Annotated in this window: 25 protein-coding genes; 8 read left to right on the top strand and 17 right to left on the bottom strand. The window is 34.3% G+C overall.

Features of this window, described 5'->3' with window-relative positions:
• Positions 1–85 precede the first annotated feature (85 nt).
• The 7 genes from MKX66_RS04235 to MKX66_RS04205 all read right to left on the bottom strand — a co-directional run bounded on the left by MKX66_RS04235 (position 86) and on the right by MKX66_RS04205 (position 5,725).
• Complete coding sequence (locus tag MKX66_RS04235) at positions 86–286, bottom strand: helix-turn-helix transcriptional regulator (RefSeq protein WP_018783661.1); 201 nt, start codon at positions 284–286, stop codon at positions 86–88.
• The gene (locus tag MKX66_RS04230; protein WP_088291591.1) at positions 276–638 is read right to left on the bottom strand and encodes a DUF3796 domain-containing protein; all 363 of its coding nucleotides are present in this window, start codon (positions 636–638) and stop codon (positions 276–278) included. The genes MKX66_RS04235 and MKX66_RS04230 overlap by 11 nt, the downstream gene beginning before the upstream one ends.
• Positions 639–1,080: 442 nt before the next feature.
• Positions 1,081–2,268, bottom strand: a complete 1,188-nt coding sequence (locus MKX66_RS04225; RefSeq protein WP_215589898.1) for an RtcB family protein — start codon at positions 2,266–2,268, stop codon at positions 1,081–1,083.
• Positions 2,240–3,076: a CPBP family intramembrane glutamic endopeptidase gene (locus tag MKX66_RS04220; RefSeq protein WP_215589899.1), complete on the bottom strand. Its 837-nt coding sequence runs from the start codon at positions 3,074–3,076 to the stop codon at positions 2,240–2,242. Before MKX66_RS04220 ends, MKX66_RS04225 begins: the two co-directional genes overlap by 29 nt.
• A 109-nt stretch (positions 3,077–3,185) precedes the next feature.
• On the bottom strand, positions 3,186–3,980 hold the full coding sequence (locus MKX66_RS04215) for a MerR family transcriptional regulator (protein WP_002033099.1): 795 nt from the start codon (positions 3,978–3,980) through the stop codon (positions 3,186–3,188).
• A gap of 162 nt (positions 3,981–4,142) precedes the next feature.
• Positions 4,143–5,057: a class I SAM-dependent methyltransferase gene (locus MKX66_RS04210; RefSeq protein ID WP_215589900.1), complete on the bottom strand. Its 915-nt coding sequence runs from the start codon at positions 5,055–5,057 to the stop codon at positions 4,143–4,145.
• A gap of 194 nt (positions 5,058–5,251) precedes the next feature.
• Positions 5,252–5,725 carry a DUF4188 domain-containing protein gene (locus MKX66_RS04205; RefSeq protein WP_341085596.1) on the bottom strand — a complete coding sequence of 158 codons (474 nt, stop codon included), beginning with the start codon at positions 5,723–5,725 and terminating at the stop codon, positions 5,252–5,254.
• Positions 5,726–6,150: 425 nt separating this feature from the next.
• On the opposite strand from MKX66_RS04205, the gene MKX66_RS04200 reads away from it, so the two are divergent.
• Both MKX66_RS04200 and MKX66_RS04195 read left to right on the top strand, forming a co-directional pair.
• On the top strand, positions 6,151–6,744 hold the full coding sequence (locus MKX66_RS04200) for an AAA family ATPase (protein WP_181150778.1): 594 nt from the start codon (positions 6,151–6,153) through the stop codon (positions 6,742–6,744).
• 120 nt (positions 6,745–6,864) lie between these two features.
• Entirely contained in the window at positions 6,865–8,031 is a 1,167-nt protein-coding gene (locus tag MKX66_RS04195) for an LPXTG cell wall anchor domain-containing protein (protein ID WP_341085595.1), read from the top strand.
• Positions 8,032–8,103: 72 nt separating this feature from the next.
• On the opposite strand, the gene MKX66_RS04190 is transcribed toward MKX66_RS04195, so the two are convergent.
• Positions 8,104–8,775, bottom strand: a complete 672-nt coding sequence (locus MKX66_RS04190; protein ID WP_215589902.1) for an ABC transporter ATP-binding protein — start codon at positions 8,773–8,775, stop codon at positions 8,104–8,106.
• A complete protein-coding gene (locus MKX66_RS04185) occupies positions 8,775–9,839 on the bottom strand; it encodes an ABC transporter permease (RefSeq protein ID WP_000477765.1) in 1,065 nt (354 codons plus the stop codon). Before MKX66_RS04185 ends, MKX66_RS04190 begins: the two co-directional genes overlap by 1 nt.
• Positions 9,840–10,021: 182 nt before the next feature.
• Between MKX66_RS04185 and MKX66_RS04180 the strand changes: the two genes are divergently transcribed.
• Positions 10,022–10,648, top strand: a complete 627-nt coding sequence (locus tag MKX66_RS04180; RefSeq protein WP_113769947.1) for an ArsR/SmtB family transcription factor — start codon at positions 10,022–10,024, stop codon at positions 10,646–10,648.
• Between the two features lie 69 nt (positions 10,649–10,717).
• Positions 10,718–11,977, top strand: a complete 1,260-nt coding sequence (locus MKX66_RS04175; protein WP_341085589.1) for an MFS transporter — start codon at positions 10,718–10,720, stop codon at positions 11,975–11,977.
• Positions 11,978–12,094: 117 nt separating this feature from the next.
• Here MKX66_RS04175 and MKX66_RS04170 read toward each other — a convergent pair whose 3' ends face one another.
• From MKX66_RS04170 to MKX66_RS04160, 3 genes are all read right to left on the bottom strand, one after another.
• Positions 12,095–12,565 carry a DinB family protein gene (locus MKX66_RS04170; RefSeq protein WP_215589904.1) on the bottom strand — a complete coding sequence of 157 codons (471 nt, stop codon included), beginning with the start codon at positions 12,563–12,565 and terminating at the stop codon, positions 12,095–12,097.
• A gap of 237 nt (positions 12,566–12,802) precedes the next feature.
• Positions 12,803–14,179 carry a sensor histidine kinase gene (locus tag MKX66_RS04165; RefSeq protein ID WP_016101049.1) on the bottom strand — a complete coding sequence of 459 codons (1,377 nt, stop codon included), beginning with the start codon at positions 14,177–14,179 and terminating at the stop codon, positions 12,803–12,805.
• Position 14,180: 1 nt separating this feature from the next.
• Positions 14,181–14,858, bottom strand: a complete 678-nt coding sequence (locus tag MKX66_RS04160; RefSeq protein WP_002033085.1) for a response regulator transcription factor — start codon at positions 14,856–14,858, stop codon at positions 14,181–14,183.
• A gap of 610 nt (positions 14,859–15,468) precedes the next feature.
• On the opposite strand from MKX66_RS04160, the gene MKX66_RS04155 reads away from it, so the two are divergent.
• Positions 15,469–15,981, top strand: a complete 513-nt coding sequence (locus MKX66_RS04155; protein WP_002033084.1) for a DUF6141 family protein — start codon at positions 15,469–15,471, stop codon at positions 15,979–15,981.
• A gap of 222 nt (positions 15,982–16,203) precedes the next feature.
• Here the strand turns inward: MKX66_RS04155 and MKX66_RS04150 are convergent, their stop codons facing one another.
• Positions 16,204–17,043 carry a YitT family protein gene (locus MKX66_RS04150; protein ID WP_000747487.1) on the bottom strand — a complete coding sequence of 280 codons (840 nt, stop codon included), beginning with the start codon at positions 17,041–17,043 and terminating at the stop codon, positions 16,204–16,206.
• Positions 17,044–17,445: 402 nt separating this feature from the next.
• On the opposite strand from MKX66_RS04150, the gene MKX66_RS04145 reads away from it, so the two are divergent.
• Positions 17,446–18,921 carry an RNA-guided endonuclease TnpB family protein gene (locus MKX66_RS04145; RefSeq protein ID WP_252188923.1) on the top strand — a complete coding sequence of 492 codons (1,476 nt, stop codon included), beginning with the start codon at positions 17,446–17,448 and terminating at the stop codon, positions 18,919–18,921.
• A 460-nt stretch (positions 18,922–19,381) separates the two neighbouring features.
• Here MKX66_RS04145 and MKX66_RS04140 read toward each other — a convergent pair whose 3' ends face one another.
• Together MKX66_RS04140 and MKX66_RS04135 are read right to left on the bottom strand one after the other, a co-directional pair.
• A complete protein-coding gene (locus MKX66_RS04140; protein ID WP_002033083.1) occupies positions 19,382–19,651 on the bottom strand; it encodes a 2TM domain-containing protein in 270 nt (89 codons plus the stop codon).
• A gap of 179 nt (positions 19,652–19,830) precedes the next feature.
• The gene (locus MKX66_RS04135) at positions 19,831–20,472 is read right to left on the bottom strand and encodes a F0F1 ATP synthase subunit alpha (RefSeq protein ID WP_002033082.1); all 642 of its coding nucleotides are present in this window, start codon (positions 20,470–20,472) and stop codon (positions 19,831–19,833) included.
• A gap of 274 nt (positions 20,473–20,746) precedes the next feature.
• Between MKX66_RS04135 and MKX66_RS04130 the strand changes: the two genes are divergently transcribed.
• Positions 20,747–21,778: a S66 family peptidase gene (locus tag MKX66_RS04130; RefSeq protein WP_215589906.1), complete on the top strand. Its 1,032-nt coding sequence runs from the start codon at positions 20,747–20,749 to the stop codon at positions 21,776–21,778.
• A 196-nt stretch (positions 21,779–21,974) separates the two neighbouring features.
• Positions 21,975–22,385, top strand: a complete 411-nt coding sequence (locus MKX66_RS04125) for a DUF3224 domain-containing protein (protein WP_012261251.1) — start codon at positions 21,975–21,977, stop codon at positions 22,383–22,385.
• 215 nt (positions 22,386–22,600) lie between these two features.
• On the opposite strand, the gene MKX66_RS04120 is transcribed toward MKX66_RS04125, so the two are convergent.
• Together MKX66_RS04120 and MKX66_RS04115 are read right to left on the bottom strand one after the other, a co-directional pair.
• Complete coding sequence (locus MKX66_RS04120) at positions 22,601–22,978, bottom strand: enoyl-CoA hydratase (RefSeq protein WP_341085585.1); 378 nt, start codon at positions 22,976–22,978, stop codon at positions 22,601–22,603.
• 86 nt (positions 22,979–23,064) lie between these two features.
• Positions 23,065–24,312: a DUF1015 domain-containing protein gene (locus MKX66_RS04115; protein ID WP_215589907.1), complete on the bottom strand. Its 1,248-nt coding sequence runs from the start codon at positions 24,310–24,312 to the stop codon at positions 23,065–23,067.
• Positions 24,313–24,318: the final 6 nt, after the last annotated feature.

Raw genomic sequence — 24,318 nt, 5'->3', positions numbered from 1 at the left:
TTTTTTTAATGCTATGGATACACAATTATCTTAACTTGATAGTGACCCCTAATAGGAATGTTTACTTACTTGCACTAAAATTAACTTATTCTTCAAACCAAAACAGCACTTCAATAGGTGCTTTTAAAACTTTCGCAATATCATAAGTAAGTTTGAATGAAGGATTATATTTACCATTTTCGAGATTACCAATCGTTTCTCTTCTAACACCAACCTTGTTAGCTAAATCTTCTTGAGACATATTTAGCCTTACCCTATATTCTTTCATTCGAGTCTTAATTGGCATTTTGCATCCCTTTCTTTTCTCTATGTTCAAATATTTCAAGACTAATTAGGAATGTACCGAATGGTATGAAAAGCGAAATTGTAACAAGGAATCTAATTACAGCTAAATTTTCCAAAATCAAAACACTTAATGTTACTATAATGCCCAGTATGAGTGCTACGAAAAATGCTCTTGTAGCGGCGATACGAACATGCTGTATAAAGAGCTCATCGGGTACAACCTTTGCATACATAAAGAAGAAAAAGAAACCGAAAAAATAACCTACAACCGATGAATAATCACCTAAAAATGAGAACGGGCTTAAAAAGCCAAAAAAACCGAGAAACCCCAAATAAGATAATTTATTTTTCATTTAATCCCTCCTGCGTGATGTATTTCGCTCTTTATGATAAAAATATATCACATTAATTAAGAAATAAAAAGGTCCTATGGTTCATTTCTATAAAAAGGCACGATTTTTTTATAAAAAGTTAGTCTTTTTTCAAAACGGTTAAATTTTGTTATAAACGATTCAACTTTCTTTCAAACCCACAATTAATTACCAAATAATTGTGGTTCACCTTGAATAGAAAGATTCATAAAAAACTTTATTCTTTCTAAATATAGCTTGTTTAGAAAGAATAACGTTTTTTTACACTTGGGGGTAGTCGGATTTCTTAAGTTGATGGGCATGCGCTGCTACCCCTATATAAACATTTACATTATTTTTCATAATCCTCCTACTCTACTCCCAATAGTAATATACTGACCACTTTCCAATACTATATTTCATTACAATACAGGTTACTCATCTTTTAATTAGCCTTAAAATTGTAAATCGGCTTAATAATATGTTTGATATCAATTGTTTCTTTTGTATTCTCAACAATTTCATCTATTGGCTTATATACCATTGGAGCTTCATCTAAAGTACTTTCTGCAACAGATGTAGTCCAAACTGATTTCATTGTATTTTGAAAATCCTCTAAGTTAAGTAATTCTTTAGCTTTCTTACGGCTCATAATGCGCCCCGCTCCATGCGGTCCAGAAAAGTTCCAATCTGCATTTCCTTTACCCAATGCAATGATTGAACCGTCTCTCATGTTAATTGGAATGATTACTCGTTCATCTTTCTGAGCTGAAATAGCACCTTTTCGTAAAATCATATTTTCCATATCGATGTAGTTATGAATTGTAGTGAATTGATCTATTACTTTCCAATCCATTCTAGTGACGATTTCATCCATCATTGCTTTACGATTTAACTCCGCATATCTTTGAGCAATCTTCATATCATTCATGTAATCTTTAAATCTTTGTCCTTCTAAATAAGCTAACTCTTTGCGAATCGTCGGTCTCTTAATTCCACGTATAGCTTCATGTATTTCTTTTTGTCTGCCTTCTTTTGTTAAACGTTCAATGATTTCCTCTTTAATAGATTTAACGTTGATAAGTTGCTCATAAGCAAGATTTTGATAATACTCTGCTATTTGTTTACCTAAATTACGAGAACCACTATGAATGACAATGAATACATTCCCCTTATCATCCTCATTCAGTTCGACAAAATGATTTCCACCACCAAGCGTACCAATACTCTTTTGAGCACGTTGTAATGTGAATGGAGCTCTTACACTATCAAAATCAATCATTTTTGAAAATCGATGTTCCTTATCTCGAATACGAAAACCACTTGGGACAAATTGACGAATTGTTTCGTCTAAGTGATCGAAGTTGATTTCTTCTTTTTTCTTGTCGATTACTACTACTTCCATGCCACAACCAATATCTACCCCTACTAGATTAGGAACGATTTTATCTTGAATTGTCATTGTTGTCCCAATAGTACACCCTGCTCCCGCATGTGTATCTGGCATAATACGAATCTTGCTATCCTTTACGAATTCTTGGTTACAAAGATCAATAATTTGACCTGCTGCTGTTTCTTCTACGTTAGTAGTAAATACTTTCGCTTCATTGTATTTTCCTTGTAATTTCAACATCTTCTATTTCTCCTTTCCTTCCATACAGTACTCTCTTTGGATTTATAACAATCATAAAAACTGCAACTACTAAATAAAAAATCGCGTTATACATAATTAAATCGATTAAATTTCCGTTTATTATGCCGATAAAAAAATTAAAGAATTGGTGGATAATGATTGGAATGATTAAATTTTGATTTAAGTTATAGAATGCTGTCATGACAATTTTAATGGATATGATAGAAATCATAAAAAATAAAATATATTTAAATAAATCAATTCCTACAAATCCTGTAGTAAACCATATAGGTAGATGCCACGTCCCCCACCAAAATCCTATAATTAGCGAAGCTTTTAATGGTGAATGCCTCTTTTGGAGTTCAATTTGTGCAAAACCTCTCCATCCTATTTCTTCTCCCAATGGCCCCGCAAGAAAGTTTTTAACAAAGAAATAGATTAGCATTCCCCATGAAGAGACAGTAAAAATAGAGTCTACTTCACTATTTTTAGACACGATAAACAAAATCATTAAAAATATGAAAGTTTGAATCATACTCACAATAAGAATTACAGAAACTTTAAGTTTATTCTTGAACTTGTCTTTTACAAATTGTATAAAACTCTGCCCTGGATAGATTTTTTTAAATAGCACAGCAAAAGCAAAAGTTGAGGACCAAGACGATATACAAAACATTACATCAAAAACCCATGCAGGGAATCCCAACATACTTATAGCTCCTACAAGCAAAAAAAGTGGCAGAAAAATGATATTGGTTAGTACAATAAAACTCGCTACTGGTTTTTTTAGTTTCTTTTCCCTGTTCATGCACAATCCCCATTTCAAACTAAGTATTTCGTAAATATAATAGTATTTATATTTACGGATACTTCCAGCTTAAACCTGAGGGCTACTCACAGGTCAATACATGTCTGCATTATTTTACAGGTGCATAAATCTCTAAAAATATACGCTCAAGTTCATCTTCATACGTGGTAAGTAATATATTTATATACACTAGCCCCAAAAGTTCATACCCTTGTTCTATTGCAACTTTTCTTAAACTGGACTCCACATTACGATCAATACTTTTCCCACCAGTTGACCATCTTCCATCTTCAATAACTGTATAAATACATTTTGGATGAGATAGAATTTCACCTTCTAATTCTTTATCAAAGTCCTCTACTTTTCTTACAATAATAAATTTATCTTCTATAATCCCTTCTTCATTAAAACTTATAACTCTACGTAAAGATGTTAGAGTAACTGCTTTTTTTAAGCTGTCAGTGTTCTTTTTCAAAGATTCATATTCCTCATACGCAGTATAATGCTCTATTTCTCCGTTTACTTCTAAAGGCTTCATTTCTTTTACTACGTATTTCCCTAAGAATTGCTTTGTTTTTTCGCAATCTTCTTTTACAATTTGAAGTTTTTTTAAAAGAAGCTTTTTATACTCTATCTCCTTTAAAACTTCTTTTTCTTTCTCTTCCAACAATGATTTTATTCCCTCTATACTCTTACTTTTTCTTAATTCTTGAATCTTTTTTATTTCGATATCCATTTCCCTATAGAAATTGACCGTTGTTATATCATATATATCAAAATGATTATATTTTCTATACCCATTCTCAATATTTTGCTTTGGCTTGACCAAATCTTTTTCCTCATAAAATTTCAAAGTATCTCTAGATACATCTAAAAATTTAGCAACTTGTCCAATTGTGTACATTATGTTCTCCTTTAGCATTGCTACTTAATCTTTTACATTCATACTGCGTATTCTTTAAACTATCGAATTCTCCTTCCAATTAATACTTCCCATCACTACACCCCATTTCCTTTTTCCCACAAAAAAAGACACAGAGATTTCTCCCCCATGCCTACTAATTCTCTACTTCTTCACCGCATGTACATAATGCACCGTCTCAAAAGCTTCTAAATAATCGTTTCGTCCTTCAAAATATAATGTATGAATATCCTTTGGTGCTAAGTGCTCATAAATGAGTAAGCCCGCCTTCTCTAATAGTGCTTCCATTTCGGTATAAGAAAAACATGATTTCATCGGTTCTCCGCCTATCTCAGCCATCTTTATCATATTTTCAACTCGATTGGATAATCCTTTTTCCGTAAATAAATTTTCATCAGGATAATCGAAAACGATAGAACTTCCTGCTGGAACTATCTCGAATAAATATTCTATTAAACTGGAAAGTTCCTCTTTCGTTAAATAATACGTAACACCTAAAAGGCTAAAGAACGTCTTTTTATTTTCAAATCCTTCATTACATAACTGTTCATAGGAAAAACCTTTCGTGAAATCCATGGAAACAAAATGAAGATTATTTGGCATTTCAAGTTCTGCTTCCTTCACTCTTTTTTTCTTAAACGCTTGCGTAGAAGGATGATCCACTTCAAATATTTCTATTTTATTCTCTAACTCTCTATGTCTAAAACTAAATGTGTCTAAGCCTGCACCGAGTATAACGTATTGTTTTGCTCCTAATGTAATCTCATGTAGTAATACTCTTTCACAATATGCCGCACGCGCTAAAGGTGTTGGTGATAATTGAACTTGCGTAATCCACTTTAATATTTCTTTCGGATTATCTTGAAACTGCTGTGCAATGTCTTTATTGAAAAAATGTATTCCTTGAACCATGTTCGTTTCAATATCATTACGTTCTTTTTGTGAAATAAGATCTTTAGCTACATAATCATCAAAGATTTTAGAACTATCAAATTCACTATGATACGCCCTTCCGAAAGCTGATACTAACGATGTTACACTTGATTCACCTTGTTTCATGCACATACACTCCTTCATTTTCACAACAAAAATAGGGTCCCCCTGGCCAGGAGAACCCTATTATACACTTTATTTTTAAATTGGTAAATTATAGCATAAATAAGTTTTTTTGTCAAGTTTTCACCCTGCTAACACTCCGACACTTTGTATATTCTCCGGCAGGAACATCGAAATTATACACACAATTTTCCGAATTATATATCCATTCTTTTTTGAGCAGTATTAGTATCTTGAGATACTGGTATATGTTCGGTAGCTCTAGATAAACCTGTTTTTGGCATATTAACATAGATTGCTTCAGAAGCACCTTTTTCTATTTGATATGTCTCGTGAAAAACACCGACACTCCCATTATCTTTAATCTTATTATTGTAGGATTTCCAAGCATATGAATGATTTTTTCCGTGAGCATAGTTTACTAATTCGTCGAATCCCTTCCAGTATTGAATTAGGATTACTTTTCTCCAACTAAATAAGAATTCTGTATGTAAGAAACCCCATTGTGGATTTTGATACAATTCTTTAATCATAGGTCCCATAGCATTAAAAACTGGTATCCACTTCCAAAATTTTAATAGGTTATTAATACGCATACCAATAATAAAAACAACAAATTCTTGATCCTTGCTATTGGCTATATGCCTGCCGTTAAAAATTTTAGCCCCCACTTTAATCCCCCTTTTTTACTGAACATAAATAATGTGCAGCTCCCAAATAAACCATAACACTTTTCCATGAATCTTCCAATTGATTCAACATAGATTATGAAAGGCTGTACTTAACAATAAAGGGTATATGTTTCCTACCTTTTTATTATTAACAGCTATTTTTAATATTTGTTCTAAACCTCCTTTTCACCAGGAACATTTCCATAATATATTTCAATAACGATAGCATTGTCGCCCCCTTTCTAAACAGAATATTTTTTAGTTCATTTGAGTTAGGACAACATCACACTTTTCACATTAGGGAATTATTGGATAAATAAGTTTTTTGGTGAAATTTCCAGCCTATTACTACTCAGCCACTTTGTATTTTCTCCGGCAGGAAAATTGTCGATTCACACCGAACATTCCAGATTATAACAATACATATGGAGGCCAATATGAAACGATTAGTCATTATTACAGTAGGAAAAACCCACAGTGGAAAAACAACATTTGCTAAAGAACTAGAAAAAAAGTTACCCCACTCTTTCGTTATGGATCAAGATAACCAAGCAGAATTTATTAACACGCATTATGAAAAATTACAGCCAACTGAAGGCCCTAATACATTTAAGCACGCTCTTTCGAAATTCATTGTTGATTATGCAAAAGAACATACAAATTTACACCTTATCATTTGCAACTCAAATAGAAGCCGAAACGGCCGGATCTATTTGCTGAATGAGCTGTTTAAGGAAGAGGAATATGTACGCATACTCGTTCGTTTTGACATTCCAGATGATATTCTTTATGAAAGAGTAGCTCGTAGTAAGCGAAGTATAAATATATTTAGAGGTAACTATTCCAGTTTCAAAGAAGTACTCGTTCGGCAACAGGCTGAATCTCAACATGAAGATGTAGTAGATCCTGTAGAAAATGAGGCTGATTATTTGTTTGTTATTCGCGATAGTAAAGATGTAAAATCTACTATAGAAGAAATTGTTCATCTTGCTGAAGATTTGTCCCCTATCCCAAAATAAGAGACTATAAGAATCACATAATCATAGATTATTATGCAAATACTTCCTCTAAGCGCCGAACATGGTATATAATAATAAAATAATCTACTTCTATATGCTCAATTTTACACAAAACAGCTCATGCATATGAAAGAAAAGAGGTACAAAAATATGAAAACAAAACAAACAATCGCTGCGTCTACACTAGCTTTAGCAATGATTGCTGGCGCAAACTCTACTCATGCGGAAGTAACTGATGCTACTCCCCAGCAAAGTACGGGAGATCGCTTAGCTGAAATTAAGCAACATAGACAAGAGTTAGATGCGAAATTGCAGCAGCACAAAGAAAATGTGGATCAAACATTAAATGAACTTAACCAAGTTAAGGAAAATGTTGATACAAAGGTGAATGAACTACATGAACGTAAACAAGTTGCAGATGAAAAAATTGGCGAGATTAAACAACATAAACAAGAGTTAGATGCAAAACTTCAGCAAGACAAACAAATCGCCGAAGATAAAATCGCTGAAATTAAAGAGCATAAAAAGCAAGTAGATGAAAAAGTTGCTGAAATTAAAGAGCATAAGCAAACTGTTGATGAAAAGGTTAATGAGATTAAAGAACATAAACAAACTGTCGATGAAAAAGTGAATGAAATTAAGCAGCATAAAGAAAATATCGATGCAAAGGTTAATGAGCTTAAGGAAGTAAAAAAACAGGTAGATGACAAATTAGCTGAGTTAAAGAAAGCGAAACAAACCGCTGAGGACAAACTTGCTGAAATTAAAGAAAATAAACCGAATACAGGTAACACATTAGAAGAACTTAAGAAAATTAAAGGCAATTTAGATAGTCTTTCATCTAACTTAGAACTAGCTAAACAAGATGTGAAAAACAAATTAGCTGAGTTACAAGAAGCTAGACAAGATTTACTAAATAAAATAAACGAAATGAAACAAGCGAAACAAACTGTTTCAGACGATTTAACAAAGAAAAAACAAGACTTAGATATTAAAATAAACGATTTTAAACATACTGAGAAAAAAATTGATGACAAATTAGCTGAGTTACATACAACAAAGCAAAATGTAGATAACAAAATTAATGAAGTATCACAACCAAAACAAACGACAGTGAATAATAACACTACTACTACACCTTCTACTGTTCCAGCGAAAAACAATGCTAGAGAACTTCCTAACGCTGGTAGTGAAGAATCAAACAATATGGCTTTAGGTATGTTATCTGTATTAGGCGGGGTTTTATTAATAACACGAAATAAAATTAAAACGTTCTTCTCAAAATAAAGCTATTATAACTATTTTAAAATAATCATACAAAGGCCAACCGCACATATATGTACGGTTGGCCTTTTTTCTTTATATTAACTGCCCATCTCTAAGCGTCAATATACGATCACATACATCAAGCATTCTTTCATCATGCGTAATCATAATTGCTGCTTTTTGACTTTCTTTCACTTCACGTTTCATCATTTCCACGACTTCACGTGCGCGTTTTGAGTCTAAGCTTGCAGTTGGTTCATCCGCTAATATTAAATCTGGGTTGTTCATGAAAGCACGAGTGATTGCTACCCTTTGTTTTTCCCCGCCCGATAGTTGATTTGGATAATGAGTTTTTCTTTCAGTTAATCCAAATGCTGCTAGCAAGTGATCCGCACGCTTTTCAGATTCTTGTTTGTTTTCTTTTTTTAGCTTTGCAATGTAAAGCAATTGTTCTTTTACATTTAAATATGGAACAAGATTTGCGAACTGGAAAATGAAGCCGATTTTTTTCAAACGAATGTCTGTCATTTCCTTTTCTGATAACTTCGTAATATTTTGCTCACGAATGTAAATATCCCCTTTTGACGGTGATAATAAAGCACCTGCGATTGATAATAACGTACTTTTCCCTGATCCAGAAGGACCGACGATTCCGATAAATTCTCCAGCTTTCACATCAAGCGACATCGGATGAAGGGCTGTTACTTCCGTATTCCCTTCTCCGTACACTTTACTTACTTTGTCTAATTTTAATAATGAAGTCATTACATCCCGCCTCCAATTGCTTCTAATGCATCAACTTTTAATACTTGGTATAACGAAATAAGTGTTCCTAAAATACTAATTACGATAAAGATTGCTGCATATTGTGCAATCATCGGTGTTGTTAATAAGAACGGCATACCTGCTGGTAAAATTTGTTCTAATCCTTGTACAAGAACAATACTGATTACCATCGCAACGACTGATAAGAATAACGCCTGTACGACTAAACTATTTGCTAAATAAGAATTCTTTGTACCGATTGCTTTTAATACACCTAATTGCTGTGTTTTTTGCAATGTAATGACGTAGAAGAATACACCGATTAGTAACGCAGCGATAACAAGTAAGAACGCAATGATCATCGTTAATGTTCCTTGCTCTTCTTTAAATCCTGGAATACTTTGCAGTACTTCTTTTTTGTCGATAACATGTGCATTTTTAATTTCTTTATCTGTATTCAGTGCAATTGCACTATAATCTTTTTGGTTTGGTTGTGAAATAGAGCCCCATACGTCTTCATTTACATACACGACTGGTGTATGGCTAAACATTTGGTCTTTCGTAAATCCAACGATTGTAAATTCTTTCTTTGAAACAGGGTCGATAATTGTATCTCCAATATCGATTCCTTTTTCTTTAATTGATTCATCAGCAACCATTTCGTTATTTGCTGTACCTAATTTCTCACCTTTTACAATGTTCGGTTCTAAAAATGAATCACGTTCACTTGAGAAAATAGCAACATCCACTTTTTTCGAACTATCTTTCTTTTCATACGTTGAAACTTTCACACGAAACGGAACGGCCTCTTTCTCACCTACTTGATTTACTACGTTATCTACATCGTCTTTCTTAATTTGTGAACGGAGTAATTTATTTTCCGCATCATCTGCTAATACAAACTTATTTGCCTCCATATTTTGAATCGATGAAGCATTATCATATGATAGTCCATTTGCTAATCCTGAAATAACAAGAACTAAAAATGATAGTAACACCATAATAAGTCCGATTAATCCATATCTTAATTTTGATTGTTTTAATTCACGCAGAGCTAAAAACATTTCGCTCGCTCCTTCCTCTTTCTTTCTATGCACTTATCATAAAAAAGAAATATGAACGGAATATGAACAGAAGATTACAGAGTGTAAGATTTAATTTTCAGAAAGTATTGAAAACAATTAAAATCCTTGATACAATTCAGTCAAATAATCTTGACCGAGTAATTTTATTTAAGGAGTTGATCATGTTGAAGCCCATGTTAACACTAACTACTTATAGCCAACTAAAAGCAATAAGCGATCCACTACGTGTCGAAATGATGATGCGTCTATGCGAACGTCCTTATACAGGACAATTACTATCTGAGAAATTCGGCATTCCAAGGGCTAAAATTCATTATCATTTAAAAGAATTAGAGAAGAATGGTTTTATAGAGATTGTTTATACAGAAGAAAAGAATGGCATCGTTCAAAAGTTTTATCAATCTGTCGCTAGAGGCTTCACCCCTGCCGCGGACCTATTACCTCATTTAGAAATATTAAGCGAATCAGGTCGCCAAATCTTTTTACAAATGACGGAAAGAACGAAAAGCCATATTCTCGCTGCACCAGAAGAAGCTTTTACATTACGGAAAGTAAGCGAAGACCCAGCTGAGTGGAATTACGTTTCATCTTGTTGGGAGTTTGATGCTACGCCAGAACAATTTCAAATGTGGGTGAAAAAGTTTCATGAATTGATGGCTGAATTAAATGATATCGCAAAAGATACGGATAAAGATCCAAATAGTAAATCTTACTACATTTCTACTACTGCACTACAAATCGACGAACGAGCGATGCAGCGCTTTGTGAAAAAAGAAGAAAAATCGTAATACGATTTTTTTTACACTAACGGTCAAAATTATTTTACCGAATAAATTTATTATAAAGGAGTAGATTAAATGGACATATTAAAAAACCGGAATTTCCTCTTATTATTTTTAGGGAGAATTTTTACAAACATAGGAGATAGCTTGTATTATGTAGCAGCGATGTGGCTCGTATATGAGCTGAGTGGTAATCCTTTTTATTCTGGATTAGCTGGTTTCCTTACATTATTACCTTCTGCACTTCAATTTCTTACTGGGCCATTCGTTGATAGATGGTCAATCAAAAACACCCTCGTCATCACACAAGTTCTGCAATGCGTCCTAATATTAATTATTCCTATTACACACTACTTCGACCTATTGACTGTTCAACTACTACTCATCATTATGCCCATCGTAGCCTTTATCGAACAATTCGCCTATCCCGCACAATCAAAAGCTTTACCACTTCTACTGCATAAAACACAATTATTAAAAGGAAATTCACTCTTTTCATTTGCGTATCAAGGCATTGACTTAATTTGTACGACTCTTTCTGGAATATTAGTAGCACTACTTGGCGCAATCACTTTATATGTAATCGACTCTTTTACATTCGCGATTACTGCCCTTTTGTTCTTTTCACTAAAAATGCCAAAGCAAGCAGAAACCAATACATCGCTATCAACTAAACAATATTTCACTGATTTAAAAGAAGGTTTTTCGATCGTCTTCCGTTCACTAATGGGCGTATTCTTAATCGGTTCAGTAGTTGCTAATTTTTCAATCGGTATGACGATGGCGATACTTCCTTCTTTCGCTGATTCTTTAGGAGGTGTGAAATCATATGGCTTCTTCTTAGCTGCTATATCAGCGGGTAGTCTCATCGGTGCATTATTCAGTTCATGGGTTGGCAAACGTAATGTTGGCCACGTCTCCATTATTAGCTTTGCGACTGGCGCTGTCTTTTGGTTTCTCTCTACGATTGCACCGTTTCAATGGCTTTCTATTTTCTTATTCGGCCTAGCTTGGATTCCAATTGGTGCGACCAACATATTATTTGCGACAATTAGTCAAATTGTAATTCCAAATCAATATATTGGACGCATTAACTCAGTCATGCGAAGTATGGGCACAATTGCTATGCCATTCGGTTCTTTAATTGGTGGATACACCGCAAATGTATTTAGTAGCCAACTCATTTTCGCGCTCGCTAGCATCGGTATTTTATTTATTTCTATAGTATGGCTACTTCATCCGAAATTACGTTCATTGCCGAAAGCTGATGAAATTACAGTGGATACTTTTGGGGTTCGGTTTAAAGAAGAGTGCGGGAAAGGTGCGGCTTTATAACAGAAACAAACATTACCCCGTTCTAAATTTGGAACGGGGTTAAACATATAGTTATTTCATTTTGGATGTAAGATACTTTACTAAAAATATAACAATAACACCAACTAAAACGTTCAGTTAACGATTTGATGGCCAAGACCCCTGCATTTTCCTTAATTGAATAATTTGACCTGTATGATAAGCATCATGAAGCATAATGTCCAGTAATTTCCCCTCAAGTGAATTTTGCTCAAGCTCTTTTTCGGAAATTGCACTCAATGCCTGTCTTAAATTACGTTGGGCATTTTCACAACGTTCAACGACTTTCTTCCATTCCTTATCATCATTAGATTGATTGGTAAGATAAAAGGTTTCATCACCGTCGAGATTATGTATCCATTCACGGCCTTCCAAGTTTGCTGCAAGTCTCTCTTTGTAATAAATGAGATGATTAACGTTCTCCCAAATGGTTTTAGTTGCCTCTCCATATGGTTTCCAGATAGCCTGTTCGGCTGTAAGTCCTTCTATAGCATGTTTAAACGGTGCATACCAACTCTCTTTATCGAATGTGGAATCTAGTCCGTTTAAAAACAAGTCAATTCGTTTCAAAGTAATCGCCTCCCTAAATAGTTAAAGTTTCAATAAAATCCTTATAGCTCTGTAGAGATTCTACATTTTCAAATAAACTTCCTGCTAATCTTATTCCACAAACTGACCCAATTGTGAAATAGAATGACTCGCATTTTTTCAAACAACTTTTTATCACTTTACACGTAAGTGATAATATATTGACCAATTGACAAAAATAAGAAGAGGCTGTTCTAAAAACAGCCTCTTCCTTTCCATCTATTTCGGAAGCTCCACCTGAACAGTAGTCCCTTCCCCTTTCGTGCTATATACCGAAACGTTTCCATTATGAAGTTCAACAATTTTCTGTACAATCGATAATCCTAAACCACTACCTTCTATGTTTCTTGCCCTTGCCGTATCTACTTTGTAAAAACGATCAAATATACGATCCATTTCTTCTTTTCCCATACCGATTCCGTTATCTGATATAGAAATGACAATACCTGATTCTAATTCTTCTACAACAAATTCAATCGTCCCGCCATCGTTTGAAAACTTAATGCTATTCGTAAAAATATTACTCCATACTTGATGTAGTAGGTTTTCATCACCTTCTATAAATATGTCCGGTACATCAAATTCAACAGCTATATCTTTTTCACGCCATTTCCATTCGAGCATAAAAATGACGTCTTTAATTTGCTTCTGCAGATTGAATTCTTTTATCTGTAAAACCTTCTCTTCTTTATCTAATGAAGCAAGCGTAAGTAACTGTTTACATAAACTAGACATCCGCTTACTTTCACCCTCAATAATTTTCAAGTAACGTTTTCTTTCCTCTTCACTCATATTCTCCGATTGTAATGTTTTCGAAAAACCTTGTATCGAAGAAAGTGGAGATTGGAATTCATGAGAAACGTTAGAAACGAACTCTTGTCTCATTTGGTCTAATTCTTTAATGCTCTTTGTCATCTTTTGAAAATTAGTCGCTAGTGTACCAATTTCATCTTTTCGATTTTCATCTAATTCGATATCATATTCACCACTTGCAATCTTTTGAGTCGCTTTCGTAAATGTTCGAATAGGACGAACAATATACCCTGCTGCGATCGCTATAAAAATGATACTTAATACAACGATGAAACCAAGTAATACCGCTAGAAAAATTCTCATTTCACCAAATTGTTGCTGAATATCAGGGCGAATGAATAAAGCGTACTGTTTATCATCGTGTTTTAGCGGTACACCGACACTATTAATTAATTCATTATCGAAAAATCCTGTAATAAAGAGGCGCGTTGGATATGTGGAAACGCCATTAAACGTTTCACCTTGCAATACTTTATGAACGGTATCATCACTAATTGTTATCTTACGAAACGCATTCCCAATACGCTTTCCATGATTTTCGTCATCTACAATATAAATTTCATACCCTAACTTCGCAATAGACTGTAAGTATGCCTCTTTATTCTCTTCACTTTGCTTTTCATATAATGATTTTACTTCTTTAGCATACATTAAAATCTTTTCACTATTGTACGGTTTTAACTTCACTTGATAATATACGTTCGTTAATAAAAAACCGATAATACTACTAAGAAGCATAATACCGACTGTCATAAAAACAAATCTAGAATATAGTGATTTCATTTTATTTCAACTCCAACTTATAACCGAGTCCGCGTACTGTCGTAATTTGAAAATCATCTGTTCGTTTTGAAAAACGATCTCTCAGTCGCTTCACATGAACGTCAACTGTTCGTTCATCTCCTTCAAAATCCATTCCCCATACTAATTCAATTAATTCTTCTCTCGAGAATGTTCTTCCAGGATAACTAGCAAGTTGTGATAATAATTCAAATTCCTTTAATGGAAGCAAAATCGTCTGACCGTTACACTTCACTTCAAACCCTTTTCGGTCAATTGTTGTACCGTGCAGCGTAATAATATCAGCATTAAGCATTTGATAACGACGCAATAATGCTTTCATACGGAAAATGACTTCAGCTGGCTCAAACGGTTTTACAATATAATCGTCCGTACCAGAAATGAATCCTTTTTCTTTATCTACTAGCTGATCTTTTGCAGTTAATAAAATAACAGGTATATCATGATACTTCCGGATTTCTTCGCATAACGTATAGCCATCAACAAACGGCATCATAATGTCTACTATCGCAAGATGAATATTTTCTTTCTCTAAAACGCCTTGCGCTACCTTTCCATCTTCCGCTTCAAAAACTTTAAAGCCCTCTTTTTGTAAATGGTAATGCAATAACTCTCTAATATGTTTATCATCATCAGCTAATAAAATATGTATCATCTTCATTAAACCCTCTCTTGTTCATCCTTCTACATCCTTACATTAAGAAACAATTGGATTTTTTGCAAGAAAAAGAAAAACAATTACAGCATTAATTTTTTCATGGCAATGAGCTAAATTTTAAAATCCATTACGTGAAATTATTGAGGTTATCAAAGATACTACGCATTTGAACCGCAATACAGTACAACAGATCGTATGATAATGTAGCTTTGGAATAAAGGTTCATAAATAATACCTACAAGCCAATATTTTACGATAAATAAAAAGAATCCATTTTGAAATAGATTTTAAATAGACTAAACTAAGAAGAGGATATTACGTTCAATATATGAGTATATCTCCTCTTTTCTTATAAACATTAGATTACTTATACAGATAATAAAAATAAAACTCTATATGTATACTGAATTCGGAAAAGTTTGTACAATTTAGATAGCTAACGTATCTCATAACGGAAAGCGTTGTGAGGTCTTTAGACTGAGCGTTAATTTTTTTAGGGGTGAAGTGCTATGAGAGTATAAGAGGTTCTCATAGAGAATAAAAACAAAGGATACATATTACTGGATCAAAAGGGATTCCCTGTAATAAATCATTTAGGAGGTGACAATTATTAATGAAACAACAAGAACGTATTATCTTTCGTGAGGTTCAGCGACCACAACAAATTTGGGTATGGATACTCATATTTGGGATCGCAGCACTGATGTGGTATGGATTCATTCAACAAATTATCCTTGATACCCCGTTTGGAGATAAACCAGCTCCCAATGGTGTGTTAATTGCTTTGTGGTTGTTTTTTGGGATTGCCTTTCCTGTATTAATGCTTGGGGTATTGAAACTGATTATAGAAGTCCGTGAAAAAGGTCTTTATGTTCGTTTTGTTCCTTTTCATTTTCAATATAAACAGTACCTTTTCAAAAATATATGTCACTATGAAAGCATTACTTACAGTCCACTAAAAAGATTCGGAGGATGGGGAATTCGTTTTAACCTTAAGGGTGAAACGGCCTATAACATGAATGGAAAGAAAGGTATAGAGTTAAAGTTGAAATATAACACAGTGGTAATCGGCACTCAAAAACCGGACGAATTAAAAAAAGCATTGGACTCGGCACAAAAAGCATAATGAAAATTAATCGTCAACAAACGGGTATCATTGTGGAATAAGAAAGGACATTACATATTAGTCATATAAAATATATAATGTCCTTGAATTTATTTGTTTTTTTAAAATTTAGGTCTTGATAATTAAGTGATCAAAATAGATTCTCATATTTTCGCATTAAGATTATTTCAATAAAAAATATTGCTCATTTTCTGCCTTTTTAAAAACTAATTCTAACTCTTATTAAGCCTTAGAAATATCAACAAATCCTTCTCCGAACACATCACGAACATCGTGTATAGCGATGAACGCAGCCGGATCTGTAGTTTGAACAATCCGTTTTAGCTTCACTACTTCTTGCTTATTAATAACAATATAAAGAATTTCCTTCGGAGTTTTCGTGTAATAGCCATGACCTGAGTACACGGTAACCCCTCTGCCCATTAAGGTAGTCACCTTCCCGGCAATTTCATTCGGGTTATCAGAAATAATCGTAATGGCTTTCTTCGGATTTAAACCTTCAATTACAAACTCCATCACTTTCGTTGCTACATATAGCATAATAATTGTTATCATCAGTTTTTCTGCACCAATGATGAAATAAGATGAAAACGCAACAATTAAATCGAAGAACAGTAAACCATAGCTAATGCTCCATCCTAAATATTTATGCGTCATCCTTGCTAAGATGGTAGTACCTGCTGTTGTTCCGCCAACGCGAATAATAAGACCAATCCCGCACCCAATAAATATTCCTCCGAAAATGGCATTTACAAGCATTTCATCCGAAGCAATCGTCCAGCCTTCTGTCAAATGAAGAAATAGCGAGTTCGTAACTACAGCGATAATCGTATAAATTGTTGTAATCTTATTTAAAAATTTATAACCAGCTATTAACAAAATCGCATTTAAAATTAAGTTAACTAAGCCTGGTGACCATTCAAATAAATAGTACGTAATAATCGTGATACCTGTTACTCCACCCTCACCAAACTCGTTCGGAATAACAAACAAATTCACACCTAACGCAAAAAGAAATGCACCAATAATAATAAAAATAATGTCTGTCGTTCTTTTTTTCATACAGTACCTCACTTCTTATGTAAATATTTATTCTGTCATAAACTCTCACCATTATATCGTGGAATATTCAAATCGAACAGTGGTTTATTTTTATTTTAATATAGGGTAATAAATCAACTTCATCCTATATCCACATGTAATTTAAAAAGGGTAACAACTTTATTTATCCTTTTCGGCAAGAAGACGCCATCTGAATTGTGTTAGGGGTGAAACCCAACAATTCAGGTGGGGATGAATTGCCGTCAGAAGGTAGACTGAACTCTTTTGTTTCGTTCATAACAATTTTTGGTTACGAACATTCGTTTTTTGTTTTACGATATAATCTGCCCTTAGATAAGGAGGGAATATATCGTAAGACAACGAAATTGGATAATAATCATTCGGCCACTTGAGCCAAAAGGAATTACTGTAGAAGAATGGAATTACGATGAAGAACATGTTCATATTTTGTTCCGTTTCGTTCCAAATATTGATTTGTCAAAAATAATTTTAATGAACTCTCTAAGAAAGGTGGTGAAAACGATGGTTAAAAAGAAAGCAGTGAAAGTATTACGTAAACAAAAGAAAAGAGAAAACATGCAACGATTCACGCAGAAACAGAATATCGGACGAGCTTGCCTTACGGCTAAAGAATTCCGCTTACTACAACGCATGTCACATAGTTCAAAAGCGTTGCGAAATGTTGGATTGTACACGATTAAACAAAGTTATTTGAACCATAATAAAATGGCTACTGTAAAAGAAGTGGACACTGCCATGCAAACCGATATGAACTACTGGGGCATTCAATCCAACTCTGTTCAAGCGATTCGTAGAGCCTTATTTACAGAAGTGAAGAGCTTTTTTAAAGCATTGGAACAGTGGAAGAAAAAACCTGAAACCTTCACAGGTCGCCCTAAGTTTCCGAATTATTCTGATTCAACTGACAAACGAATTATTGAAATTTATCAAGTTCCAAAAGTGGACGATAACGGGTATTGGATGATTCCGATGAATGTTGCATTTAGAAAAAAATTCGGTTCCATTAAAATACGTATGCCTAAAAATGTAAGAAATAAAAAAATCTCCTACATTGAGATTGTACCGAAGCAAAAAGGTCGGTTCTTTGAGGTGCATTACACATATGAAATGCACGTTTCTCAAATGAAGAAACAATCCACGACTACTAGTAACGCTTTGAGTTGCGATTTAGGGGTAGACAGATTAGTAAGTTGCGTAACAAATACAGGTGATGCATTTTTAATTGATGGAAAAAAACTAAAATCCATTAACCAGTACTTCAACAAAATGATAGGTAATCTGAAGCAAAAAAATGTGGAAAACGGACTTTCAAAACGTGTTGTAACAAACAAAATGGCCGCACTTTGGCATAAACGAGAACGACAAATAAATGGTTACATTTCACAAACTGTAGGCTTGTTGTTTAAAAAAGTGAAAGCATGCAACATAGATACAGTTGTCGTAGGGTATAACGCTGGTTGGAAACAAAAATCTGATATGGGAAAAAGGAATAATCAAACATTTGTTCAAATCCCATTTCATAAACTGCTTGCAGCAATTGAGAATAAATGTGTAAAAGAAGGCATCCGATTTTTAAAACAAGAAGAAAGCTATACTTCAAAAGCTAGTTTTCTTGATAAAGATCCGATTCCTGTTTGGTCTAAGGACGATAGGACGTATTATCGCTTTAGTGGCAAACGAATCACTCGTGGTCTGTATCGAAGTAAAACAGGAACATGTATCCATGCTGATATCAATGGTGCATTGAATACATTGCAAAAATCAAGAGTTGTAGAATTGGATGACAATCTCAAAGTGAAAACGCCGATTCTATTAGAAGTGCAAAAACGTAAGGCTGTTGCTTCGCGCATAGCTTAGTGGGTGCGTCAACCATCCATGTGTACTCGACTTGTCGGGGCTTGTAGCACACGCCGGAGTCATCTGAGTGGTGGCTTCTTCCATAAGGAAGAACTGCTCTTTTTCGAAAGGGTGGTGCAAGTGGGAAAACAATAGTTCGTTGCCAGTACCAACCAAAAACATACTTGGGGTGTTACCATAAGGTGGCATGAGTGCTAGAGCGTCAAACTGTCTAGCGATAGATGAAAAGACCTAGTGTTCTAACTCAAGCCCCCACTGAAACGCTTCATCTCAGTGGGGGTAGTTGACTATGTACTACAAATAAAGTTTTGATTTCACATGCAATTGTTGCTAAAAAAATGAATATGAATACTCACTCGCACAAACTTCGAATACAAAACAAATAGGCGAAGCTATAGAATAGACTTCGCATCAAACATTTGATCAAAGAGATTTATATTTATACATTCCAGAAATAAATTTACTTATCTTTCTCCATATATTCTTTAATCTTTCGTTCTTCCCACTCTTTTCCGAATATCCCAACTGGAAAAGTTGTCAAACCGTGTATAACGATACCGATCCCCCAACCTGCAAGTGGATATAAAAACCATAATTTACTTGAATCAGAGCTTATATTTATAATAAAAAGCATTAAGTTCACTAGTATATAGACCGTTAAATGAATATAAAACGCTTGTAAATTCTCTACCCTTTTTTTAGCTCGTAAATAAACCTCATCTTGCTCCACCCTTAAACACCTCTTTCCATATTGTTTTTTTCACCTTCGCTCCAGTATTAACATCATATTCTAATCAGAAATCCGTTATTCTCAAAAAAACATAAAACAAAAAAGTACCCATCGAATTATCATACATATGATCATTCGATGGGTACTGCATGATACATTTGTTATTTACAAGCGTCTAATTAAGACCAAATCCAAACATCATCATTATTTTCAACGTTGCTCTTTATCTCATGAATTTTTTCGATATGATCCGTTGTGTTGTAGTTAATAGAACTTCCGCCCCAGCCTACATACTTCATATCAATTTTTACTTTCTCACCTGTATTAAATACTTGTCCCTTCGTTAAGAAAACATCAATAATATCTTTTTTCCCGTTTAGCGATGGATACTCAACTACGACATATTTAGTAGAACCGTCTCCTTCATCTTCCATCGTTCCTACTTTTGATACTTCCCCAATTACATAATCAGGAGAACCATCTTCTTTCATGTGCATACCTAATTTATTTGACGTATTTTCAACTGTATTTGCAATCATATATTCAGTAAAATTACGCATCATAGATCCAGTAGCTTTAACCTCATCCCCTACTTTCACATTTGAAAGGGAATCTATATACACACTAACAGGTTCCTCATATTGCTTAGATTTTACGACAATTACACCGTTATCTACTTCTACTACTCGCCCTTCTAACGTCGAGAAATTCGATTCAATAGAAGCGGCACTCGCTTTTGATATTTCTAATCCTGGTAAATTCGTTCCTGATAATGCTGCGATCCCTAAAGCACCTGCTAAAATTATTTTTTTCATACCCATATGTAACCTCTCCATTCATGATGATTATATTTTTTTGATTGGATACGACCAACCTGTAACTATTATAGTTACAGGTTATAGAAAATAGCAACCCTCTTTCTCATGCAATGTTGCATACTTTAATTCTCAAATGCAATTCAACACTAAGACTGAATTCTTGAATACCAGCAGGTAAACGGATTGATGATGAAGAAACTAATGTGATGCATCATATTTTTCAATACTACAGTTTGTATAATCGTAGTCCATTACATTATGTAGGAGCGGAGTTAAAATGTTAATAAAACCAAACAGATTACAGCCAGGAGATATTGTGGCGACAGTAAGTTCTTCATGGGGAGGTGCTGGTGATTCTAAGCTAAGATGGCGATATGAGCAAGGAGTAAAAAGATTAGAAGACGTCTTCGGTCTTAAGGTTGTCCCGATGCCAAATAGTTTAAAAGGTAGCGAATACCTTTACAACAACCCTGAGGCTCGTGCGGAAGATTTAATGACAGCATTTAAAGATACTCGTATTAAAGGAATTATTACGAATATCGGTGGAGAAGATAGCATCCGTTTACTCCCTTATATAGATTTTAATGTTATACGCGAAAATCCGAAAATTTTTATGGGATACTCTGACGATACCGTTTCACATTTGTTTTGCCATAAAGCAGAAATTTCCTCTTTTTACGGTCCAGCAATTTTAACTGATTTTGCCGAAAATGTAGAGATGGATCCATATACAATTGAAATGGTAAATCGAACTCTCTTTTCAAATGAGAATATTGGCGAGATTCAACCAGCTCATGAATGGACGAGTGAGCGTTTAGAATGGATAGAGATAAATAAAGATAAAAGGCGTACAATGCAACAAAACAACGGATATGAGCTACTTCAAGGCTCTATCACTGTACAAGGGCGTTTAATTGGTGGTTGTATAGAAGTACTGGAATTTGCAAAAGGAACGGAACTTTGGCCTGAGAAAAAACATTGGGAGAATACCATCATTTTCTTTGAAACTTCTGAAGACCATCCAGAACCAAGCTATATAAAGTATTGGTTACGAAATTACGCAGCGCAAGGCATTCTTCAAAAAGCAAAAGGCATCATTTTTGGTAAACCAAAAGACGAAATGTATTATGAAGAATATAAACACGAAATACTGAAAGTTATGAAAGAACATAACTTAGAAGATTTGCCGATTCTTTATAATTTAAATTTTGGCCATACCGAGCCGAAGTTTATTTTACCTTACGGCGCGTTGGCAGAAATTGATTGTGAAAATGGGGCTTTCTCTATTTTAGAGAGTGGCGTGGAATAAAGGAAAACTTTAAATAAGTATAGTCATTTTCCTGATCCTACAGAAAAAATAGCGTGTTTTTTCATTTTAGAGAGTATTTTATTTTGGTTAGCTTGATAGCGACATGAAAGGACCCCAATAAATAAAATCACTCCTATGAGATATGACTGTGAATTGATACTTTTTAAAAGTATATAATTGGAGGGAGATTACGTTTATGGAAGTAACATTTACAGTAAGTAAATGGGATGAAAAACTAATCGATGATACTAGAAAAGATTTTCCTATTAATATTGCCCATGTTGAATATGATATTGATGGTGAATTAAAAGGAAAAGCTTTTGTTGAATACTTATTATATTATTTAGACTCAAATATAAATGATGGTCACTTGGCTACTGCTAAAATTTCTGGGTTTTTACACTTTGAAGGAATTTATAAGGGGCAACAAGGGACATTTACAGCTATAGAGCAAGGAATATTTGATAAAGGAAATCTAGATTCCCCAGGAACAATTATTAAAGCTACTGGTAACTTAGAAAATCTGAGAGGGTCCTATAATTATCAGTTTACAGGTCAAACCAGTAAACTGATTTTAGAGTTTGAATTTCAGCAAAATACCCTATAATATAGTGGAAAGGACATTTCTTGTAATACTAGGAATGTCCTTTTTGTTGACGAGCTTATTCAACTATTCTTCTATTAGTTAAGAAAAGAACAGAGTATATTACATAACGTCTTATTATCAGTATTCAGCAATGTGTAAAATTTTAATTATGGGGGGAATTAAAAATCTAAGCCCGAGAGACACGGCCCCCACCTATTCATTACTTTTCCTACTTACTAAAGAATAATCCCCGAAAAACTCCCCTTCATAACTTCTTTTTCAAGTTGATTTCTACATATAAACATCGCAATAATTTTTGTGCGATGTTTTTCATCGGGTTCAAATTGTTCAATAGTTACGTCACAACGAATTGTATCACCGCTAAAAACAGGACGTAAAAATTCAAAATCCATCTTGCGAGCTAATACGTTATAGTCACCGCCAATTTTTGTAGGCAGCGTTGATGTTAACAGCCCTTGTACAACAAATCTCCCCTGCTCATCTGGTGTAACATGATGAACACCTTCATCTTTAGATACTTCTGTAAATAAAACAACATCTTCTTTTATAAACGTTCGCTCAAAGGTGATTTTTTCGCCTACTTGCAATTTCATCGATACCCCTCCTCAAAAACACTTTTAACATAAGAAAAACCGAAACTATAATCATTTCGGTTTTTCCAAACTGTAGAAGTCTATATTTACTTTAGCGAATGAACAAACAACCCACTGCGCAGTTTCGGTTCAAACCACGTTGATTTTGGCGGCATAACTTCCCCTGCGTCTGCGATTGATAATAAAGCTTCCATTGATGTCGGATATAATGAAAACGCTGCTTTATACTCACCGCTCTTTACAAGGCGTTCTAATTCTTCTAATCCGCGGATTCCTCCGACAAAATCAATGCGTGAATCAGATCGTGGATCATGTATTTCAAGTACTTGGCTTAATAAATGATCTTGCAGAATAGATACATCTAAACCTTTAACGAGATCATTCGCATCAAACGTTTCCTCTTTCACAGTGAGCTTATACCACTTCTCGTTTACATACATTCCAAATGATTTTGGCTCATTTGGTTTATACGGTGAAACCCCTGCTTCTTCCACATAAAAATATTGCGCAACTTGCTTTAAAAATTGCTCTACTGATAAACCATTTAAATCTTTCACAACCCGGTTATAGTCCCAAATTGATAATTCATCATGAGGGAATAAAACAGATAGGAAGAAATTGAATTCCTCTTCTCCTGTGTAATTCGGATATTGCTCTCTTCGCATTAGCCCTACTTTTGCAGCTGATGCAGAGCGATGATGTCCATCTGCAATGTAAAGACTAGGAATATCTTCAAATGCGTTTACTAAATTTGCAATTACTTCTTCATCAGCTATTTTCCACGCAACATGCCTAACGCCATCTTCTGCTGTAAATGTAAAGATTGGCGCATGTTCTTCTTTCCAGCTTGCAATGATACGTTTCACATCTTCTTTCGTACGATACGTTAAAAAGATAGGCCCCGTATTTGCATCACACACATCTACGTGGCGAATACGATCAAGTTCTTTTTCATGACGCGTTCTTTCATGTTTTTTAATTGTATCATCTTCATACTCGTCAATCGATGTACAAACGACAAGGCCTGACTGCGTTCTTCCTTGCATCGTCAGTTCATAAATGTAAAGCGCTGGCTCCTCATCTTGAACGAACACTTCTTCTTGTATAAATTGCTTTAAATTTTCACCCGCTTTTTCATATACGCGATCATCGTACGGTGAAAGTGCCGGGTCTAAATCAATTTCTGCTTTATCAACGTGTAAGAAAGAATATGGATTCCCTTTTACAACTTCTCTTGCCTCTTCACTATTTAATACGTCATACGGTAAAGCTGCTACTTGTGCTGCTTTTCCTTCTACTGGACGAATAGCACGAAACGGTCGGATTTTTGCCAAGTTTCT

It is taken from the genome of Bacillus sp. FSL R9-9530, from assembly GCF_038008145.1.
GTDB lineage: Bacteria > Bacillota > Bacilli > Bacillales > Bacillaceae_G > Bacillus_A > Bacillus_A mycoides.
The sequence above is the reverse complement of the archived record's forward strand: the minus strand, read 5'-3'. Positions and strand labels throughout refer to the sequence as shown.

Excerpts from the sequence above, each read along its gene's own strand:
- MKX66_RS04235 (WP_018783661.1), bottom strand. The coding sequence starts at position 286 with ATGCCAATTAAGACTCGAATGAAAGAATATAGGGTAAGGCTAAATATG.
- MKX66_RS04230 (WP_088291591.1), bottom strand. The coding sequence starts at position 638 with ATGAAAAATAAATTATCTTATTTGGGGTTTCTCGGTTTTTTTGGCTTT.
- MKX66_RS04225 (WP_215589898.1), bottom strand. The coding sequence starts at position 2,268 with ATGTTGAAATTACAAGGAAAATACAATGAAGCGAAAGTATTTACTACT.
- MKX66_RS04220 (WP_215589899.1), bottom strand. The coding sequence starts at position 3,076 with ATGAACAGGGAAAAGAAACTAAAAAAACCAGTAGCGAGTTTTATTGTA.
- MKX66_RS04215 (WP_002033099.1), bottom strand. The coding sequence starts at position 3,980 with ATGTACACAATTGGACAAGTTGCTAAATTTTTAGATGTATCTAGAGAT.
- MKX66_RS04210 (WP_215589900.1), bottom strand. The coding sequence starts at position 5,057 with ATGAAACAAGGTGAATCAAGTGTAACATCGTTAGTATCAGCTTTCGGA.
- MKX66_RS04200 (WP_181150778.1), top strand. The coding sequence starts at position 6,151 with ATGGAGGCCAATATGAAACGATTAGTCATTATTACAGTAGGAAAAACC.
- MKX66_RS04195 (WP_341085595.1), top strand. The coding sequence starts at position 6,865 with ATGCATATGAAAGAAAAGAGGTACAAAAATATGAAAACAAAACAAACA.
- MKX66_RS04190 (WP_215589902.1), bottom strand. The coding sequence starts at position 8,775 with ATGACTTCATTATTAAAATTAGACAAAGTAAGTAAAGTGTACGGAGAA.
- MKX66_RS04185 (WP_000477765.1), bottom strand. The coding sequence starts at position 9,839 with ATGTTTTTAGCTCTGCGTGAATTAAAACAATCAAAATTAAGATATGGA.
- MKX66_RS04180 (WP_113769947.1), top strand. The coding sequence starts at position 10,022 with ATGTTGAAGCCCATGTTAACACTAACTACTTATAGCCAACTAAAAGCA.
- MKX66_RS04175 (WP_341085589.1), top strand. The coding sequence starts at position 10,718 with ATGGACATATTAAAAAACCGGAATTTCCTCTTATTATTTTTAGGGAGA.
- MKX66_RS04165 (WP_016101049.1), bottom strand. The coding sequence starts at position 14,179 with ATGAAATCACTATATTCTAGATTTGTTTTTATGACAGTCGGTATTATG.
- MKX66_RS04160 (WP_002033085.1), bottom strand. The coding sequence starts at position 14,858 with ATGAAGATGATACATATTTTATTAGCTGATGATGATAAACATATTAGA.
- MKX66_RS04155 (WP_002033084.1), top strand. The coding sequence starts at position 15,469 with ATGAAACAACAAGAACGTATTATCTTTCGTGAGGTTCAGCGACCACAA.
- MKX66_RS04150 (WP_000747487.1), bottom strand. The coding sequence starts at position 17,043 with ATGAAAAAAAGAACGACAGACATTATTTTTATTATTATTGGTGCATTT.
- MKX66_RS04135 (WP_002033082.1), bottom strand. The coding sequence starts at position 20,472 with ATGGGTATGAAAAAAATAATTTTAGCAGGTGCTTTAGGGATCGCAGCA.
- MKX66_RS04130 (WP_215589906.1), top strand. The coding sequence starts at position 20,747 with ATGTTAATAAAACCAAACAGATTACAGCCAGGAGATATTGTGGCGACA.
- MKX66_RS04125 (WP_012261251.1), top strand. The coding sequence starts at position 21,975 with ATGGAAGTAACATTTACAGTAAGTAAATGGGATGAAAAACTAATCGAT.
- MKX66_RS04120 (WP_341085585.1), bottom strand. The coding sequence starts at position 22,978 with ATGAAATTGCAAGTAGGCGAAAAAATCACCTTTGAGCGAACGTTTATA.